This window comes from Cupriavidus sp. UBA2010, from assembly GCF_002335265.1.
In the GTDB taxonomy this organism is placed as follows: domain Bacteria; phylum Pseudomonadota; class Gammaproteobacteria; order Burkholderiales; family Burkholderiaceae; genus Cupriavidus; species Cupriavidus metallidurans.
This window is the reverse complement of sequence record NZ_DDCI01000036.1, coordinates 1-18,839: the sequence shown is the minus strand read 5'-3', so window position 1 is coordinate 18,839 and position 18,839 is coordinate 1. Positions and strand designations below refer to the sequence as shown.

The 18,839-nt window shown below is 63.0% G+C and carries 18 protein-coding genes; 13 read left to right on the top strand and 5 right to left on the bottom strand.

What is annotated here, in order from left to right; translation table 11 throughout:
• Positions 1-133: 133 nt before the first annotated feature.
• Entirely contained in the window at positions 134-1,030 is an 897-nt protein-coding gene (locus B2246_RS27350) for a MurR/RpiR family transcriptional regulator (protein ID WP_008644433.1), read from the top strand.
• A gap of 12 nt (positions 1,031-1,042) precedes the next feature.
• Here the strand turns inward: B2246_RS27350 and B2246_RS27345 are convergent, their stop codons facing one another.
• The 5 genes from B2246_RS27345 to B2246_RS27325 form a co-directional block, all read right to left on the bottom strand.
• Entirely contained in the window at positions 1,043-1,951 is a 909-nt protein-coding gene (locus B2246_RS27345; protein WP_017510969.1) for a glutamate/aspartate ABC transporter substrate-binding protein, read from the bottom strand.
• Between the two features lie 144 nt (positions 1,952-2,095).
• Positions 2,096-3,457: an MFS transporter gene (locus tag B2246_RS27340; protein WP_286882503.1), complete on the bottom strand. Its 1,362-nt coding sequence runs from the start codon at positions 3,455-3,457 to the stop codon at positions 2,096-2,098.
• 83 nt (positions 3,458-3,540) lie between these two features.
• Entirely contained in the window at positions 3,541-3,750 is a 210-nt protein-coding gene (locus B2246_RS27335) for a DUF2783 domain-containing protein (protein WP_286882504.1), read from the bottom strand.
• 25 nt (positions 3,751-3,775) lie between these two features.
• Entirely contained in the window at positions 3,776-5,530 is a 1,755-nt protein-coding gene (locus B2246_RS27330) for an FAD-dependent oxidoreductase (protein ID WP_286882505.1), read from the bottom strand.
• A gap of 102 nt (positions 5,531-5,632) precedes the next feature.
• Positions 5,633-6,592 carry an MBL fold metallo-hydrolase gene (locus B2246_RS27325; RefSeq protein WP_008645261.1) on the bottom strand — a complete coding sequence of 320 codons (960 nt, stop codon included), beginning with the start codon at positions 6,590-6,592 and terminating at the stop codon, positions 5,633-5,635.
• Positions 6,593-6,809: 217 nt separating this feature from the next.
• Here B2246_RS27325 and B2246_RS27320 point away from each other — a divergent pair, with 217 nt between their 5' ends.
• From B2246_RS27320 to B2246_RS27265, 12 genes are all read left to right on the top strand, one after another.
• Positions 6,810-7,595 (top strand): IclR family transcriptional regulator, encoded by a 786-nt coding sequence (locus B2246_RS27320; protein WP_286882506.1) that lies wholly within the window; start codon positions 6,810-6,812, stop codon positions 7,593-7,595.
• Positions 7,592-8,398, top strand: coding sequence for an IclR family transcriptional regulator (locus tag B2246_RS27315; RefSeq protein ID WP_286882507.1), 807 nt, complete (start codon positions 7,592-7,594; stop codon positions 8,396-8,398). The genes B2246_RS27320 and B2246_RS27315 overlap by 4 nt, the downstream gene beginning before the upstream one ends.
• A 182-nt stretch (positions 8,399-8,580) precedes the next feature.
• Positions 8,581-10,080, top strand: a complete 1,500-nt coding sequence (locus B2246_RS27310; protein ID WP_008645258.1) for a lytic transglycosylase F — start codon at positions 8,581-8,583, stop codon at positions 10,078-10,080.
• Between the two features lie 229 nt (positions 10,081-10,309).
• The gene (locus B2246_RS27305) at positions 10,310-11,128 is read left to right on the top strand and encodes a class I SAM-dependent methyltransferase (protein ID WP_008645250.1); all 819 of its coding nucleotides are present in this window, start codon (positions 10,310-10,312) and stop codon (positions 11,126-11,128) included.
• A 193-nt stretch (positions 11,129-11,321) separates the two neighbouring features.
• Positions 11,322-11,651: an ArsR/SmtB family transcription factor gene (locus B2246_RS27300; protein ID WP_008645248.1), complete on the top strand. Its 330-nt coding sequence runs from the start codon at positions 11,322-11,324 to the stop codon at positions 11,649-11,651.
• A gap of 3 nt (positions 11,652-11,654) precedes the next feature.
• Entirely contained in the window at positions 11,655-12,143 is a 489-nt protein-coding gene (locus B2246_RS27295) for an ArsI/CadI family heavy metal resistance metalloenzyme (RefSeq protein WP_008645246.1), read from the top strand.
• A 65-nt stretch (positions 12,144-12,208) separates the two neighbouring features.
• A complete protein-coding gene (locus B2246_RS27290; RefSeq protein ID WP_035881345.1) occupies positions 12,209-12,721 on the top strand; it encodes an arsenate reductase ArsC in 513 nt (170 codons plus the stop codon).
• Positions 12,718-13,782, top strand: a complete 1,065-nt coding sequence (gene arsB / locus B2246_RS27285) for an ACR3 family arsenite efflux transporter (RefSeq protein ID WP_286882508.1) — start codon at positions 12,718-12,720, stop codon at positions 13,780-13,782. The genes B2246_RS27290 and arsB overlap by 4 nt, the downstream gene beginning before the upstream one ends.
• A gap of 9 nt (positions 13,783-13,791) precedes the next feature.
• A complete protein-coding gene (gene arsC / locus B2246_RS27280) occupies positions 13,792-14,214 on the top strand; it encodes an arsenate reductase (glutaredoxin) (RefSeq protein WP_286882509.1) in 423 nt (140 codons plus the stop codon).
• Positions 14,211-14,975, top strand: a complete 765-nt coding sequence (arsH, locus tag B2246_RS27275) for an arsenical resistance protein ArsH (RefSeq protein ID WP_286882510.1) — start codon at positions 14,211-14,213, stop codon at positions 14,973-14,975. Before arsC ends, arsH begins: the two co-directional genes overlap by 4 nt.
• 18 nt (positions 14,976-14,993) lie before the next feature.
• On the top strand, positions 14,994-16,187 hold the full coding sequence (locus B2246_RS27270; protein ID WP_286882511.1) for an MFS transporter: 1,194 nt from the start codon (positions 14,994-14,996) through the stop codon (positions 16,185-16,187).
• Between the two features lie 848 nt (positions 16,188-17,035).
• The gene (locus B2246_RS27265; RefSeq protein WP_286882512.1) at positions 17,036-18,445 is read left to right on the top strand and encodes a hypothetical protein; all 1,410 of its coding nucleotides are present in this window, start codon (positions 17,036-17,038) and stop codon (positions 18,443-18,445) included.
• Positions 18,446-18,839: the final 394 nt, after the last annotated feature.

Below are 18,839 nucleotides of genomic sequence, written 5' to 3'. Positions count from 1 at the left end.
ACAAGTGTTTCATTGAAGCATCGGCACGAAACATACGATGCCTCACTGGCGCCACCCGTTCACAACACAAGGGCGCCCTGCGGCGGGCCAAGCTGTGCAACAATCGTTGCATCACAAGAATCCTGAACCAGAGATGCCCGCCTCCACGCCCAAGCCGCCGCAGTCGCTCGATGCGCTGCTGGCGCAACTCCGCGCCGATTTCCCGAATCTGAGCGCGCAGTTCCAGAGTGGCGCCAGATACCTGCTCGATCACCCGCGCGACATCGCCATCCAGTCGATGCGCAAGGTGGCCGGCAACGCCGGGGTGCAGCCCGCCACGCTGGTGCGACTGTCGCAGGCGCTCGGGTTCGAAGGCTGGCAGGGATTGCGCGAACTGTTCGTCGAGGCAGTGCGCGACGGCGACAGCCAGCCTTACGCCAGGCGCGCCCGCAAGGTGGTGCGGGAAAGTGGCTCGAGCCGCATGTTCGCGGAAATGATCGAAGTGCAGCATCACAACCTCGACGCGCTGCTGGCCAGCAACGCCGACGCGCTGCCACGCGCGGCCGAACTGCTGGCGGCGGCGCCCATGGTCCACGTGGCGGGCTTCCGCTCGTGCTTTCCGATCGCGTTCTCGTTCCACTACATCTACGGGCTGTTCCGCAGTTCGGTGCGCCTGATCCGTGGCGACGCAGGCACGCTGGAGATGGAACTGCGCGCCTTGAGCCCCAAGGACGCGGTGCTGGTAGCCGGCTTCGCGCCCTACTCGCAGGAAAGCATGCGCGTGGCCACCGCCGCGCGCGAGGCTGGCTGCACGGTGATCGCCTTGACCGACAGCACGGTGGCGCCAATCGCGCTGGAAGCCGATTGCACACTGCTCTTTGCCATCGACAGCCCATCGTTCTTCCCGTCGATCACCAGCGGCGTGGCGATGGTGGAGGCGCTGGTCGAGCATCTGCTGGCGAAGAAGGGCAAGGGGGCGATCCGGGCGTTGGAACAGACAGAGGGGCAACTGCACCGGACGGGGGCCTACCTCCCGTCGCGGCGCGGCTGAAACGCCAGTGCGTTACTCGAACGCCTCGTCATTCGGATTGGCGTAGGCCTTCTTGATCTGCTCGCTCTGCGGCAAGTCGAAGCTGAGGTTCTTCGGCGGCACCGGCTTCAGGAACCACTTGGTGTAGAGCGTGTTGATCTCGCCGCTGCGCATCAGGCCCGTCATGGTGGCATCCACGACTTGTTTGAAGCCGGGGTCATCCTTGCGCATCATGAAGCCGTACGCCTCGAACGATTGCGGCGTGCCCACCACCACCCAGTCATTGGGGTTCGGCGCCAGCGTGCGCGAGCCGGACAGCAGCACGTCGTCCATCATGAACGCGGCCACGCGGCCCGACTGCAGGATCAGGAACGACTCGCCATAGTCCTTGGCGCTCTGGATCGTGATGTTGGCGCCCTTCTCGTCGTTGAGCTTGCGCAGGATGCGTTCCGACGTGGTGCCGGCGTTCGTCACCACGGCCTTGCCCGACAGATCGCCGAAGTCATGGACCGGGCTGCCCTTCTTCACCAGCAGTCGCGTGCCGGCCACGAAGAACGTGGTGGAGAACGCCACCTGCTGCTGGCGCGACTTCAGGTTGGTGGTCACGCCACACTCCAGGTCCACCGTGCCATTCTGGACCAGCGACTGCCGGTTCTGCGACGTCACGGGCACCATGCGCACCTGCAGATTCGGCGTGCCGGTTTCCTTCTTGACCGCATCGATCACGCGATCGCAGATGTCCTGCGAGAAGCCGATCACCTTCTGGTTCGCGTCGTAGTATGAGAACGGGATCGACGATGTGCGGTGACCGATCGAAATCGTGCCGGACGACTTGATCTTACTGAGCGTCGGGCTGGCGGCCACGTCGACCGCAAGCGCCGAACCGGCGCCGAGCGACACCGCCATCAGCACGGCGGCACGGGTCATGAAGAACTGGTTCATGGGAACACTCCTGTTGATGGAAAGCGTCAGGTGTTGCAATGCTAGGCATATAGCAACAAGTGTTCCATCATGGATAACCATGAAACAAATGATTTTTCCCCGATATCGGGCATGAAGCGCCCGGTATCGGGGAACACCACCCGGCTAGTGCGCCGTCGGTGTGCGCGGCACGCCCTTCCACAGCGCCAGCCCGCTGACCAGCAGCAGCCCGGCCAACAGGTACAGCGCGTTGTCCATGCTGCCCGTGTGCGCCTTGATCTGGCCAATGACCCAGGGGCTGACGATGCCGCTGGTGATGCCGATGCTGGAGATGAAGGCAATGCCGGTGGCGGCGGTCTGGGCCGGCAGATGGCTTGGCGGCAGCGCCCAGAAGATCGGCAGCGCGGCGAAGATCAGCACGGCGGCAACAGATAGGATCGCCAACGACACGCCAAGGCTCGGCACATGTAGCGTCAACGCGGCCAGCGCCAGTGCGCCTCCTGCAGTGCAGCAGAGAAAATGCCCGTGACGCTCGCCGAGGCGGTCTGAGCGCCGCGCAATGAGGATCAAGCCCACCGCGCCGATGGCGTTCGGGATGACAGAGTAGAGGCTGACGGCCACCACGTCCTGGATGCCGAAATCGCGAATCATGAGCGGCATCCAGAATGACAGCGTCAGTGAACCGCACGTCAGCGCGAAGTAGATGAACGCGAACAGATAAACCCGTGGGTTGGCCAGGGCCTGACGCAGGGCCTGCATCGAATGGGCGTGGCCACCCGCGCCTTGCGATTCCGCCTCATGTTGGGCCACCAGGTAATCCTGCTCGGCCGGCGTCAGCCAGCGCGCCTGGCGCGGGCCATCGACGAGGCACACGGCGGCGATCAGGCCCAGCAGCACTGCCGGCGCGCCTTCGATCGCGAACATCCATTGCCAGCCGCGCATCCCAAGCACACCGGCCATGTCGCGCATGATCCAGCCCGAGATCAGCCCGCCGAGCACGCCGGCCACGGCCACGCCCGCGAAGAAGATCGCCATCACCGCCGCGCGGCGGCGCGCCGGGAACCAGTAGGTCAGGTACAGCACGATGCCCGGGAAGAAGCCCGCTTCGAACACGCCGAGCAGGAAGCGCAGCAGATAGAAGTGCGACGGCTGCGACACCAGCATCATGCCCACCGATGCGACACCCCACAGCAGCATGATCCGCGTGAACGTGCGGCGCGCGCCGAAGCGTGCCAACAGCATGTTGCTGGGGACTTCGCACAGCACGTAGCCAACGTAGAACACTGCGGCGCCCAGCCCGTACATCGCGTCACTGAACCCAAGGTCATGCTTCATCTGCAATTGCGCGAAGCCGATGTTGATCCGGTCCAGGAACGACACGACGTAGCAGATGAACAGGAACGGGATGATGCGCAGCCAGACCTTGCGGTACAGCGCGTCCTCCTGCTGCGCGGGAAGGACTTGCGGTAGTGCGTGTGACGAGATTTCAGGCAAGACGGGGGCGGCGCCCAGGCTCTGGGTATGCATGGTTGTCTCCGGAATAGGGTCGAGTTGGCCCCGGGGCGTCTGTCGCGCCCCTGTCGGGTCACCGGCGGGAAGGAATGAAGTGGCTAAGTTGCGGCGGGCTCGAGCGCGACATCGCGCGCCAGGCGCATCGCTTCGCGCAGCGTGTCGAGATCACCGATGTGGTTGGCCAGCAGCAGGATCAGTCTCGCGTTGACGGCCTGGCTTTCGGCGTCATCAAGGTCGTGATGCATCTCGATGAGCGCTTCGTAGAACTCGTCGGGATGGACCAGATTGGGAGCGGTGTTGAGCGGCATGGGCCTGTCTCCTGGTGACTGTCGATCAGGCCAATGCCGGCGTGCGTGCCGCGGCTGGCGATTGCGCCGCGGCGCTTGCTGCGGCATTGCATGTGGCGCGAGCGATCGCCCCGGCGATCTGGCTCGCATCGACCGCGCGCCACCGCGCGCAGACGTGCTGGTCGGGGCGAATCAGGTAGCAGGTGCCCGCGCGGGCGTCATAGCGCCTGGCCGCCACGCCGCCCGCGTCGCGCAGCACGATCGCTCCGGGCCAGGCTTCGGCCGATGCCGAGATGGCCGCATCGGTCACGAACACCACGCGCAGCGGAATGTCTCCCTGCTGCAATTGCGTCAGCGCTTCGCGGCAGGCGACGTCGATGCCAGCCGGCGCGCCAAAGATCAGCGCTACGAAGTCATCGCCCAGATGCGGCAGCAGCCACGGCTTGCCTTGCGCGCCGGCCACGGGGGCATCGACGCATGCTGCGCCCGGCACCATCTGGCCGGAGAACGATTCCGCATCGGCAGTGTTCAGCGGCGAGTCGCGCAGCACCGCCGGCACCGACAGCCGGCCACTGTTGACCAGTTGCCGCGCAAACGCGTGGTCGCGCGCCAGTGTCAGCACCGCGTCGCGGAAGATGCGGCTGACCGCGCTCTTCGGCGTAATGAAATCGGTCGAGCGCGTCGAGTTGAGGATGTTCTCGTCGGCCGCGAATTCGCGCTCGCTGGCGTAGGTATCCAGCAGGCTTTCCGGCGCCTTGCCCTGCAGCACGTAGGCCAGTTTCCAGGCAAGGTTCTCGGCATCCTGCACGCCGCTGTTCGCGCCGCGCGCGCCGAACGGCGAGACGCAGTGGGCCGAATCGCCCGCGAATAACACGCGACCGTGGCGGAAGCTGTCCATCCGCACGCACGAGAACGTATAGACGCTGACCCATTCGAGCTCGAATTTCGCATCGGGGCCAAGCAGCGCCTGCACACGCGGCAGCACGCGCTCTGGCGTCTTCTCGAATGCAGGATCGGCATCCCACCCGAGCTGGAAGTCGATGCGCCAGACGTTGTCGGGCTGCCGGTGCAGCAGCACCGACTGGTTCGGATGGAACGGCGGGTCGAACCAGAACCAGCGCTCGGCCGGGAACGGCGCTTCCATTTTCACGTCGGCAATCAGGAAGCGGTCTCGGAACGTATGACCGTGGCTCTCCAGGCCCAGCATCTTGCGCAGCGGGCTGCGCGAGCCATCGGCAGCCACCACGTAGGCACCGCGCAGCGCGTAGCAGCCATCGGGCGTTTCGATCGTCAGCGCCACGTGGTCCGCATGCTGCTCGATGGCAACTGCCTTGCTCTTCCAGCGGATCTCGATGTTGGGCATCGTCTGCGCGCATTCGAGCAGATAGCCCTCGAGGTAGTACTGCTGCAGGTTGATAAACGCCGGCCGCTGGTGGTCGGATTCGGGCAACAGGTCGAACGCAAAGACCTGGCTGTCCCGCAGGAAGACCTTGCCCAGGTTCCAGCGCACGCCCTTGTCGACCATGCGGTCGCCACAGCCGAGCCGATCGAAGATGTCCAGCGTGCGCTTGGCGAAGCAGATTGCACGCGATCCGACCGAGAGCATGCAGTCGTCGTCGACCACCACCACCGGCACGCCGTGGCGGGCCAGGTCGATAGCGGTGGCCAGGCCAATCGGCCCGGCCCCGACCACGATCACGGGATGCGGGGCGGCATTGGTCGATGCCCCCCGCTGCTCGGCGCATGGTACGTAGTCGTACTGGATGCGCTGGTAGTCGATGTCGACCTTGGTACTGCTCATGGTGTCTCCATCCACGCACTTGCGGCGCTTGATACTGCTTTCTGTTTGCTCCCCTCTCCACTTCATGGGAGATGGGGACCACAATCAACAACCTAACAACGCTCAGTCCTGCAGCGCCGCCCACATCTCCTGGTCACGCTGCGCCGTCCAGATACGGGGATGCGTGACGCCGGCCGCCTCGTCGAAGGCGCGCGACACGTCGAACGGCAGGCAGTGTTCGTAGATGAACACCTGGCCGAACTTCGGGTCCATCGACTTGCGCGTATGCGCCATCGCCGCCTTCAGGTCCATCTTTCCGGCCACGGCTTCCTTGCCAGCCTGGAACAGCGTGGAGACGAAATCCTTGGTGTAGGCCAGGCCCTTGGCCACGTCCTCGCGCGTAGTCAATGCAGGGCCACGGCCCGGCACCAGCTTCTCGGGCTGCAACGCGGCCAGCGCGTCGAGCGTGGCGGGCCATTGCTCGAGCTGGGCATCGCCGCAATAGCAGGCCGCGTCGTATTCGACCAGGTCGCCCGAGAACAGCACCTTCTGCTGCGGCAGCCACACCACGGTGTCGCCCTTCGTATGGCCCGCGCCCAGATGGGCGATGCGGACTTCGAGCTTGCCCAGGAACAGCGTGATTTCGCGTTCGAACACGAGCGTCGGCCAGGTCAGACCCGGCACGGTTTCCACGCCGGCGAACAGACGCGGAAAGCGCTCGATCTCGGACTTCATGTCGGCTTCGCCGCGCTCGACGATCATTTCGTAGGTGCCACGGCTGGCGATGATCTGCTGCGCGCCTTCGGCGAAGTACGCCGACGCGCCGAGCACACGCACCGCGTGGTAGTGCGACAGCACCACGTACTTGATCGGCTTGTCCGTGATCGCGCGGATCTTGGCGATCAGGTCCTGCGCCATGGCGGGCGTGGCGGTGGTGTCGATGATCATCACGCCGTCATCGCCGATGATCACGCCGGAATTGGGGTCGCCCTCGGCCGTGTAGGCGTAGGCGTTTTCGGAAAGCTGGGTGAAGGTGATCTGCTTGGCTTCCAGGTCGGCCTGGGATGCGAATGCTTTTGCCATGTCTGTCTCTTTATGGGAATCGTGGGGAGCGGTATGGGAATCTTAGGAATTCGGCTATTTTTAGTCAATGGCAAATTCAATTGCTATTCGCTAAATACCCCGCAAACCCTTGTATTGACGTGACCCGCCCCGGGAAAACCCTCATCCAGCATGGCAACAGGGGGCGCCTTGCGAGGCGCATGGATTACCATTTGGACTTTTCAGGCAAGGCACAGGCATGGCACGCACGCCGGGCGAGGGTTCGGGCAAGACGCAACGCGGCATCCAGAGCGTGGAGGTCGGCGGCCGCCTGTTGCAGGCGCTCGCCGATGCGCGACGTCCACTGCCGCTGGCCGAACTGGCGGCTGCCGCGCAACTGGCCCCGGCGCAGGCGCACACCTATCTGGTGAGCCTGATGCGGCTGGGACTGATCAAGCGCGAGCACGTGGACGGCTACTACGAACCGGGCCCGCTGGCGCTGCGGCTTGGCGTGATGCGGCTCGACAATGAGCCGGCCTACCGTGCCGCTGTGCAGCGCGTGCGGACGCTGGCCACCGATATCGGCTTCAACGTCGCCATCAGCCTGCCCACGCCGCAAGGGCCGACCATCGTCGACTACGCACCGGCCGGCACCTCGCTGCATCTGAACCTGCACGTCGGCACGGTGATGGCGCTGGCCACCACCGCGACGGGACGCGCCTACTGCGCGTTCCAGCCCGAATCGCACTGGCAGCCGATCTGGGCGCAGCAGCAGACACCGGCCACGGCCTCCACCCTGCCCGCCTTTCTCGAAACACTTGCCGCCGTCCGCGCACGCGGCACGGAGCGCAGCATCGATTCGCCGAGCCCGGCCGTGAGCAGTCTGGCGATGCCATTGCTCGACGACGACGGCACGCTGCGACTGGTGCTGACCGCCATCGGCTCCACCGGGGCGATCGACGTCGCGTGGGATGGCCCGGTGGCTGGCGCGCTACGTGCCGCGATCGGCGATATTGCCCGCGCGATGAAGGAAGGTGACGCATGAGCGACGAGATGCTGGCGGACGCCGCCAAACCCCAACGCGGCATCCAGTCGCTCGACAACACAGGCCAGTTGCTCGGCGCGCTGGTCGATGCGGGGCAGCCACTCTCGCTTGGGGAACTGGCGCGCGCGGCGGGCATGGTGCCGGCCAAGGCATTTCCGCATCTGGTCAGCCTGCAGAAAATCGGACTGATTTCCCGCAACGCCGATGGCGACTTCCTGGCTGGTACGCTGGGTCTGGAACTCGGCCTGATTGCGCTGCAGCGGCTCTCCCCGACGCGCGAGGCGGAGCCGGAGGTCATCGCTCTGGCCCATGCCACGGGGTTGTCGGTGGCGATGGCCGTCCAGGGGCCGCTAGGTCCCACCGTGATCCGGCTCGAGGAATCGGCCCGTCCGCAGCACGTGAGCCTGCGCGTGGGTACCGTGCTATCGATGGTCAATACGGCGATTGGCCGCGTGGTGGCGGCGCATCTCCCCGACGACCTGCTGGCCGACGCGCTCGCGCAGGATGCTATCCGCATGGCGGGCACTGCCTTCGACGGCCCGTTGCCATCCGGATACCTCGAACGGCTGCGCGGCATCCGCGCCGGCGGCATCGACCACGCCGTGAGCCGGCCCGTGCCCGGCATCGACACGCTGGCCGCACCGGTGTTCGACCACACCGGCGCCCTCGCCCTGGTGATCGCGGTGATGGGCAGTAGCGGCAGCTTCGACAGCCGGCTCGACAGCGATACCGCCCAAGTGGTGCGGCAGGCCGCGCGGCGGCTGTCATGGCGATTCGGCGCGAGCGGCACGGCGCCCGCCTGACCTGGCGCACCGGCCACCGCCGGCTTCGCGGCCTGCCCTCATCGGAACCTCTACGGAACCTCTACGATCGCCAATTGCCCGTCTATGCTTAGTCAACGGACGGCGATTGCCTGCGCATCCGGGCCCGCTCCCGGTGGCCGGCATCCGCGTGCCAGCAGGACCTGACTGTCGCGAGGTGTGCAATGGTCAACGATCGAAGGCGGTTCCTTGTCATCGGCGCCCGCGCACTGGCCGGCGCTTCCATCACGTGGTCAGGACTGGCGGCGGCAGCGACGCCCGCCATTCCAGCCCCCAAGGAAAAGCGGCTCACCCCTCCGCGCCAGCTCAACCTGACGAACAAGCCCTGGACCGGTGACTTCGATGGCATGTTCAAGCACCGCACCATTCGCGTGCTGGTGCCCTACAGCCGCACCCTGTACTTCAACGACCGGGGACGCGAGCGGGGCGTCACGGCGGACACCGTGCGGGATTTCGAGCGCTATATCAACAAGACCATGGCCGATCAGCTTGCCAAGCGGCCGCTCACGGTCTACATGATTCCGGTCACGCGCGACCGTTTGCTGCCCGATCTCAATGCCGGTCTTGGCGACATCGCAGCCGGCAATCTCACGGTCACCGACTCCCGGCTCAAGCAAGCGGACTTTGTTGTCGGGCAGACCAGCAAGCCGATCCGGGAGCTGGTCATCACGGGCCCGAAATCCCCCACGCTTGCCACGCTCGACGACCTGGCTGGCAAGGCCGTGCACGTGCGCCCCAGCAGCAGCTACTACGAAAGCCTGACCGCGTTGAACGACCGCTTCCGTAAGGCCGGCAAACCGCAGATGCGCCTGGTGCTGCTACCCGACGCGCTGGAGGACGAAGACGCACTGGAAATGCTCAACGCCGGCACGCTGCAGATCCTGGTGGTCGACGACTGGAAGGCGCGCATCTGGGCCCAGATCCTGAAGCGCATCAAGGTTCGCGATGACCTCGCGGTACGTGAAGGCAGCAAGATCGGCTGGGCAATCCGCAAAGGCAGTCCAAAGCTGAACGCGGTCCTCTCGGACTACAACGACAACTTCATCAAGAAGCAGGGCATCGCCGACTACCGGCTGAAGCAATACATGAAGGTCATCAAGCAGATCTCGGACAACACCAACGGCGCGGAGATCAAGCGGTTCCAGGACACCCTGGCGTTCTTCGAGAAGTACGGCAAGCTCTACCATTTCGATCCGCTGATGCTGGCGGCGCAGGGCTTCCAGGAGTCCCAGCTCAATCAGAACGCGCGTAGCCATGTGGGAGCGATCGGTGTCATGCAGATCATGCCGGCCACTGGGAAGGAACTGAACGTCGGCAGCATCAGGATCACCGAATCCAATATCCACGCGGGTACCAAATACCTTGACCAACTGATGACGAGGTACTTCTCCGATGCGAATTTCTCGGAATCGGACCGGCCACTGTTTGCATTCGCCAGCTACAACGCCGGGCCGGGAAATATCTCCAAGATGCGCACCGAAGCCAAGGCTCGGGGCCTGAACCCGGACAAGTGGTTCAACAACGTCGAGATCGTGACCTCCGAGCGGATCGGCATCGAGACCACCACCTACGTGCGCAACATCTACAAGTACTACGCCGCCTACAAGCTGATCGAGGATGCGCAGGAAGAACGAAGCCGCGCCATGGAGAAGGTGACCGGGTAAAGCCTGGCCACGGCACCGGGTCTGGTGCCCGGCTCATACCGACGGCGTATCTGGGATCACCGATGCCATCGCCTTGCCCGTCGCCCTCATGCATATGGATGGGGTCAATGGATTGAGCCCGCTCTGTGTATAAAACGGATGTGGGGTTTCGCACCGAACGTCGTGCACGGCCGGAACACTCTCTCTGCCATCGCCATCAGGGCGATGCACCGATCGTCGGGAGACAACCATGAGCACGGCCGTCGCGCAGGACACCATCAATCGCAAGGCATGGCGCAGCTGGGGAGCCAGGAGGTGGTTCAAGATCCTTTCGGACTGGACAGACCCCGGAGAAGCCGCGGCGATAGCCTTCGTGGCCGATGCCGTGCGCGACACACCCATCCTCGACGTCGGCGTAGGTGGCGGCAGAACGGTACCGATGCTGCGCAAGCTGAGCCAGCATTACGAGGCCATCGACTACATGCCGGAGATGGTGGAGATCTGCCAGCACAATCATCCTGATATACGCGTCAGTCAAATGGATGCGCGTGACCTGTCAGCATTTGAAGACAATACCTTCGGCCTGGTGGTGTTCAGCTTCAATGGCATCGATGCCGTGGACTACGCCGGACGCCGCGCCGTGCTTGCCGAGTTCGCCCGCGTGCTGCGCCCGGGCGGTATGCTGGTGTTCTCCACGCATAACCTGCACGGCCCCACCTATCGCGAGAACCTGACACAGTTCCTGCGCTTGCCCGCATGGTCCAACAACCCGGTACGACTCGGCTTCAACGTCGCGCGCGCAGTCGTCAACCTGCCGCTGGCCACCATCAACTTCCTGCGTAACTCACAACTGAACCGCGAGTTCGATGGCTACGCGGTGCGGGTGTGCGCTGCCCACAAGTTCGGCATCGTCATCGTCTATACGGACGTGCCCACCCAGTTGCGCGAGTTGAAGGCCTGCGGCCTGCAGACCGAAGCGGTGTTCGGCAACTTGAACGACAAGGCGTTTCAGCCCGGCGACCCCCTCGACGACGTCAACTGGTTCCACTTCGTGGCGCGAAAGTTGTAGACGCTGCGGCAGCGGTGTTTCGAGCACAAGGACCCTCGCCTCGCGCGGGGATCCTTGCTGCGGCTGTCGCGGCCTTCGCTGAGGCCGAACTGGTGACGATCAACACGCTTGTGCCCATTCGCCACGCGTTGGCGGTCACCGACACTTCCAATCTTCCATTGCACGGTTTCCATGTTTCGACTATATTCGAAACATGGAAACCGATAACGCTCTCGAAGCCCTCGCCGCGCTGGCCCACGGCATCCGCCTGGCCGTTTTCCGCCTGCTTGTGCAGGCCGGGCCCGAAGGCCTGCCGGCTGGCCGCATTGCCGAGCTGATGGAGATGCCAGCGTCGTCGCTGTCGTTCCACCTCAAGGAACTGCACCGCGCCGGACTGCTGGCGAGCCGCCAGGAGGGCCGCTCGATCATCTACATGGCTCGATTCGAGACCATGAACGCCTTGCTGGGCTATCTCACCGAGAACTGTTGCGGCGGCGCGCCGTGTTCGCCGGTGTCCTCCTGTTCAGTCGCCACGGAGTCCTGAACCATGAAGCGCTTCCACGTCCACGTCAGCGTGGCCGACCTGCCGGCCAGCATCCGCTATTACTCGGCCCTCTTCGATGCAGAACCGACTGTCGTCCGGGACGACTATGCCAAGTGGGCGCTGGACGATCCACGCGTGAACTTCGCCATATCCAATCGCACCGAGAAGCTGGGCGTGGATCATCTCGGGATCCAGGTGGAGACGGACGCCGAGCTTGCCGAGATGCAGGGGCGGCTGGCCAACGCCGACCTGCCCATGCAGTCCCAGTCCGAGACAAACTGCTGCTACGCGACCTCGAACAAGCATTGGTCAGTGGACCCAACGGGTATCGCCTGGGAATCGTTCCACACGCTGGGCAACGCGCCGACCTATGGCGAATCGCGCGATCGCAATGCCGAGGCCTCCGCTTGCTGCGTGCCGGTTCAATTGAACGCCACGCCGAAGCCATCAACCAAGACCGCCTGCTGTACGCCGGAATCCGGCTGCTGCTGAACTTTCGCTAACGGCTTCCCGTACCGATACCTCGGGCGAGGAGGCATCCGCGCGCCCCTACGACCATGACCGACAAGACTTTCAACGTGCTGGTGCTGTGTACCGGCAACTCCGCCCGCAGCGTGATGGCCGAAGCGCTGTTCAATGTCCTCGGCAAGGGACGCTTTCACGCCTACAGCGCCGGCAGCCATCCATCTGGCACGGTCAATCCCTTCGCCATCGAACGATGCCAGGCAATCGGCTACGACACGACTGGCCTGCGTAGCAAGAGCTGGGACGAGTTCGCACTGCCAGACGCGCCCAGGATGGACTTCGTCATTACCGTCTGCGACCAGGCCGCAGGCGAGGTGTGCCCGATCTGGCCGGGTACACCCATCACGGCACATTGGGGCTTCATGGACCCGGCAGCCATACAGGGCGCCGATGACGAGAAGCGCAAGGTATTTGACCAGGTTTTCCGGCAGATTCTGAATCGAGTCAGCCAGTTCGTGAACCTGCCGTTGCACGTGCTGGATCGGAACGCCATTCAGAAGGAGATGCACGCCATTGGCGAGCAACCCGTGGAGTCCGCGCAATGAGCATGGCACAAAGGACGGCAGGAGCCTCCCAACCCAGTGCCATCGGCTTCTTCGAACGTTACCTGACGGTCTGGGTGGCGCTTTGCATCGTGGCCGGCATCCTGCTCGGCCAATGGCTGCCAGCGGCGTTCCACGCCATCGGCGCGATGGAAGTCGCTCAGGTGAACCTGCCGGTCGGCATACTGATCTGGGTCATGATCATTCCGATGCTGATCAAGATCGATTTCGGTGCGATGGGCCAAGTGGCAGGCCACTGGCGTGGCATCGGTGTGACGCTCTTTGTGAACTGGCTCGTCAAGCCGTTCTCGATGGCATTGCTGGGCTGGATCTTCGTGCGCCATCTGTTTGCGGGCTGGCTGCCGGCCGATCAGCTCGACAGCTACATCGCCGGCCTGATCCTGCTGGCGGCGGCGCCTTGCACGGCGATGGTGTTTGTCTGGTCCCAGCTCTGCAAGGGCGATCCGTACTTCACGCTTTCGCAGGTGGCACTCAATGACGCGATCATGGTCGTGGCCTTCGCGCCTGTTGTCGCGCTGCTGCTGGGCCTGTCGTCGATTACCGTGCCGTGGGACACGCTCATTACCTCGGTTGCGCTCTACATTGTCGTGCCGGTGCTGATCGCGCAGGTCATCCGGAAGGTGTTGCTGGCCCGAGGCGACGCTACGTACAAGCGCGTGGTCGGCGCACTCGGGCCCTACTCGATCACCGCACTGCTCGCAACGCTGGTGCTGCTGTTCGGCTTCCAGGGGAATGCCATCGTCGAACAGCCGCTGATCATCCTGCTGCTGGCCGTACCGATCCTGATCCAGGTCTTGTTGAACTCCGGCCTGGCCTATCTGCTCAACCGCAAGCTCGGCGTAGCGCATTGCGTGGCCGGCCCGTCGGCGCTGATCGGCGCAAGCAACTTCTTCGAGCTGGCCGTGGCGACCGCGATCAGCCTGTTCGGCTTCCAATCCGGCGCGGCGCTGGCCACTGTCGTCGGTGTGCTGATCGAAGTGCCAGTGATGCTCTTCGTGGTGGGCGTCGTGAACCGCTCGCAGCACTGGTACGAATCGCACTGAGGTATCCCCATGACCGTCACCATCTATCACAACCCGGCGTGCGGTACGTCACGCAATACGCTAGCCATGATCCGCAATGCGGGCATCGAGCCGATTGTCGTCGAATACCTGAACATGCCGCCGGACCGACAGACCTTGCAGTCGATGATCCGCGCCGCCGGTCTTTCCGTGCGCGAAGCAATCCGCGAGAAAGGCACGCCCTACGCCGAGCTTGGCCTCGGCGATCCCGCGCTGACCGACGACCAACTGTTTGATGCGATGCTGGCCCATCCGATCCTGATCAATCGGCCCTTTGTGGTCACCGAGCTCGGCGTGCGGTTATGCAGGCCGTCGGAAGTCGTGCTGGATATCCTGCCGGCGCCGCAACAAGGCGCTTTCACCAAGGAGGACGGCGAGGCCGTGATCGACACACAAGGCCGGAGGATCCGATGAACGTGGATCTGCCCAACGTCGTCCCTGCGGTGCTCGATACGCCTGACCTCCGCAAGCTGGAGCCCGCACGCATCAGCACCCACCCGCCGCGCATCCTGCTGCTCTACGGATCGCTGCGAGAGACGTCTTATAGCCGCCTGCTGGTGCAGGAAGCCGAACGAATTCTTCAGCATTTCGGCGCGGAGACCCGCGTGTTTGATCCAAGCGAGTTGCCAATGGCCGACAGCGTGCCTGCCGATCACCCGAAGGTGGTTGAGTTGCGCAAGCTCTCTGAGTGGTCGGAGGGCCAGGTGTGGTGCAGCCCCGAGCGCCACGGCACGCTGACGGCCGTCTTCAAGAATCAGATCGACTGGTTGCCGCTGGAAATGGGTGGCATCCGCCCAACGCAGGGCCGCACGCTGGCCGTGATGCAGGTATGCGGCGGCTCGCAGTCCTTCAACGCCGTCAACGCGCTGCGCGTGCTGGGACGCTGGATGCGCATGGTGACGATTCCGAACCAGTCGTCGGTTGCCAAGGCCTACCAGGAGTTCGACGCAAGCGGGCGAATGAAGCCATCGTCCTACTACGACCGCGTGGTCGATGTCATGGAAGAACTCTACAAGTTCACGCTACTGGTGCGCGATCGCAGCGACTACCTGACCGATCGCTACAGCGAGCGCAAGGAAGCCGCTCCGGTCAACGCGACGACGCTCGCGGCAGCAGCCATGAGTCACGAGATCGAAGCCCAGATCAGCGACACCGATCGCGGCGAAGTGGAATAACAAGACACGGGACGGGCCATGGAGCCGAGCAGTAGCGTGATTGCCAGGCTGGGAGTCGCCCAGACGCTGGCCTGGGGTTCGACGTACTACCTGCCGGCCATGCTGGCAACGCCGATGGCGCAGGATCTCGGCGTCTCGACGCCGACGATCTTTGCGGCGTTCAGCGTCGCGCTGGTGGTATCGGCACTGCTCGGACCTACAGCCGGACGGATGATCGATCGTACCGGTGGGCGATCTGTCCTCGTGGCAACGAGTCTTGTTTTCGCCATCGGGCTTGCCGGGCTAGGCGTGGCGCAGGGCGTCGTCGGACTCTTTGCCGCATGGGTAATTCTTGGCATCGGCATGGGTGCCGGCCTCTACGAAGCCGCATTCGCAACACTGGTCGCGCTCTATGGCAACCGCTCACGCGGTGCCATCACCGGGATCACGCTGATCGCTGGCTTTGCCAGCACGGTCGGCTGGCCGCTTTCCACCTTTATGGAGGCGCACATCGGATGGCGGGGGGCCTGCTTGTCCTGGGCGGCGTTGCATCTCACGCTAGGACTTGCGCTGAACCTGAGCATGCCGCGCGTAGCCGCCACGGCAACTGCACCGAGCAGGCCTGCGTCGCCAACGGTCAGCGAGCTGACGCAACCTGCTGACGAGCGTTCGCAACGAGCGGACTCCTATGCGTTGGCTTTCGTTTTCGCGGCGACCTGGTTTATCAGCACTGCGATGGCGGCACATTTGCCGCGGCTGCTTCAAGCGGGTGGCGCGTCTCTGGCCACGGCCGTTATGGTGGGCGCGCTGATCGGCCCGGCGCAGGTTGGTGCCCGGATTCTGGAGTTCGGCCTACTGCGCAAGGTCCATCCCTTGCTGTCCGCCCGGATCGCGGCAGCACTTCATCCCCTTGGCGCACTTGCATTCGGCCTGGTCGGAGCGCCTGCCGCGGCCTTGTTCGGCGTGTTGCACGGAGCCGGCAACGGCATCCTCACCATTGCCAAGGGCACGCTGCCGTTGGTCATTTTCGGACCGGGCGGCTATGGTCATCGCCAGGGAGTATTGATGGTCCCGGCCCGCGTCGCACAAGCGTTAGCACCCTGGATTTTCGGGATGTGTCTGGACCAGTTCGGAGCGAAGTCGCTGTGGTTGTCTTCCGCGCTTGGCATGGTGGCGATCTTGGCGCTCATGGCGGTCAGGCAATCGGCTCCGCTCAAGACCAGCGCAACATAGTCCTGCTGCAATCGCTACGCACCATGGTCCATGAACTAGCGTTTCCCGTCCGCCATCTTCAATCGCTCGGAATTCTCCGGCCAGTCAGTGAGCGCCTCCAGGACCACCACACCCATGTTTTCATCGATGGGGCCCAAGGCACCACCACCCAAAAAGTACTGATAAAAAAGAAAACCCCCGCTCAAATGCGGGGGTTTTCTTTCTAGCTTTCCGTTACGAGGTCCTAGAACGGTTAGAATGGTTCTTTCCACCGCCTCACATACAATTAACACCTAACATATTGATTCATAAATAGAAAAATCTCAAAATTCAACACTAGTATTCTGAAAAAGTTGGATATGCAACCCAATGCTGGGCTGACGAGCGCCGCCGTCAGTGTGCAGGCGCAACGGCTGTCGCTTTCAGCCTGCGACCAGGAGATCCCGGCGCTGCTTAGGACTCTGCGTCGAGCACTGGGTGATGGATTTCAACGCTTCGAGCTATATCTGGTCTCCATGCGAGTGTAGCCAGAGCTCCCTGGCGACCGGAGCGACGCCTGTAGGCGACTTGGGTGGCCACCAGTGGCGCAAAAGGGGTGACCTCGCAGGCTAGGCCTGTTGCCGGGCATTCACGGGACGGTCCTCCCCTGTCAACCCTTGCGTTTCACGTACCGGGAACCTTGAGTACGTCTATGTCCTCGTAGACGCTGAAGCGGATATCGTGCGCTGCGTAACAAGTCGAGGCGGCGGCCAAAATCCGAATGATTTACCATAGCCAACGTCTACGAGCTTCCGCGCAGTTGTGCAGATTTCGGCGTAACGCGCAGCCGATCACAACGATACAAACAACGAGTAACGAGCGAGGGCCAATTGACCGAAAACGACATTAGGCAGGCATTCAGAGATGGAGCCGCCGGGTGGTTATGCGACGGTTACGCGGTAAAAGTTAGCTATGTTGCTCGAACGGTGGAACAGCAGCAAGGTTCGCGCGCCGAACTTTGGGGCGCGATGGTCGCGGTAAGCGGCGAGCCGCCGCGGGAAGGTATTGACTTCGAAATTCAGATCGATGACGCAATCTTCGGGCATACGGAGTATCGCGTGAAGTCCCGTGGAGACCTTGAAGAATTTCTACAGAACGCGGCGCTAGGCATCCTAAGAGTGCGAGATCAAAGCTTCTGGCTGGCCGATGATCCTAGGAACTCACGATTGGGGGCGGCAGCCAAGCGCTTTGAGATCCTTTCGGAACGGGACACATGGTTTTCGCCCCTGCACTATCGCGTACGAGCTGATTTCCAGGCGCCATTCCCGACGCGCAGTGTCTACGCGCTCGATACAGCCCTTCGGCGTGCCGATCCGCCGTTCGACGGGCTTGCTGATGTAGCACAGTCCCTTGGTATCAACATTGCGGGTGCGCTGGTCGAACCGACAATCTCAATATCGGTTTCACCTCCAGCCGACTTGATCATGGAAAGTTGCAAACTGAGCAACAACGAGCTCACCTTGGTCATCCATGCTCATCCGAACTTGGAAATTTCTTGCCTGGACGTATCGGTGCGAGCCGTTCCGGGCAAGAACATGCAATTTCGACACCGCGTCTCAGGCAATTTCACATGGACCGACTTGGACGGGCGGAAAACGGGGGTAGCGACCGTTGATCTTGAGGATGCGAACAGCGCGTTGGTTATGCTGGTCGTGGGGAAGCACACCGTTCGACGGCAGTGGTTTTTGGATCCAACCAAGGCTCCGAACCTCAGACTCGTTGCAATGAATACTTTCGACAAGGATCTCCGGAGGTTCAAAGCCGCATTATTCGATACCGATCAGTCGCGCCACTTCGAGCAAGCTGTCGCAGGATTGCTTTTCATGCTCGGTTTCATTCCGGCTGCGCCAAATGAAACTGACGCCCCCGATTTGATTGTCATGACACCTGGCGGCAGACTGGTGTTAGTCGAATGTACCTTCAAGACCAGCGAGATTGAGAACAAAATCGGGAAGCTTGTCGATCGAAGAGAGGCTCTTAAGAAGGCAATTGGTTCATCAAGCCATCTAACTGATCCGGTCGCTGTGCTTGTTTGCAGGGTACCGCGAGAGAACATCGTGCATGCTAGCGCGGCAAAAGACTATGAAGTTCTGTTGCTCACGGGTGAGAATCTCGAGGAGGGGCTAACCAGAACCCACCTTCGCAACGATCCTGATCAACTGATTGAGCAAGCGCTCGCGGCGCTTCGAGAACAGGCAGAATCTGTCGTTTCCGCTGGTACTCAAAGTCCCCAGCCCTGATTTGCGACTTCGGCAGTGTCGAAGAAATAGTGAGTGAGCCATACCCGATGGCTCCTGCGCGACGTTCAGCTGGCACTGGTCCGAAACCGCGAGCGACCGTAACGGGGCGGCTCCAGCCTCCTGGCGCAGGCGTAGCGAGACTCGGGCTCGACAGGCGCTTGCCGGCCATGACCCATCGCACGCGGCGGCCGGCCCGTTGACCGGTTGAATCCGCAGCTGATAGCAGCCGTTCATCAAAAACTGCTTTGTGTGCCCGAAGTGGGGGAAGTCAGGCTGGAAGAGGGTGACGCCTCTCCCGGCCCGGACGGAACGGGAAGCATCGGGTTGGCAAAAGGTGCTGTATGCGGTTTGCAGTCACGCGGTTCAGCCTCAGTGCGTATTTCGGGGCGCGTGA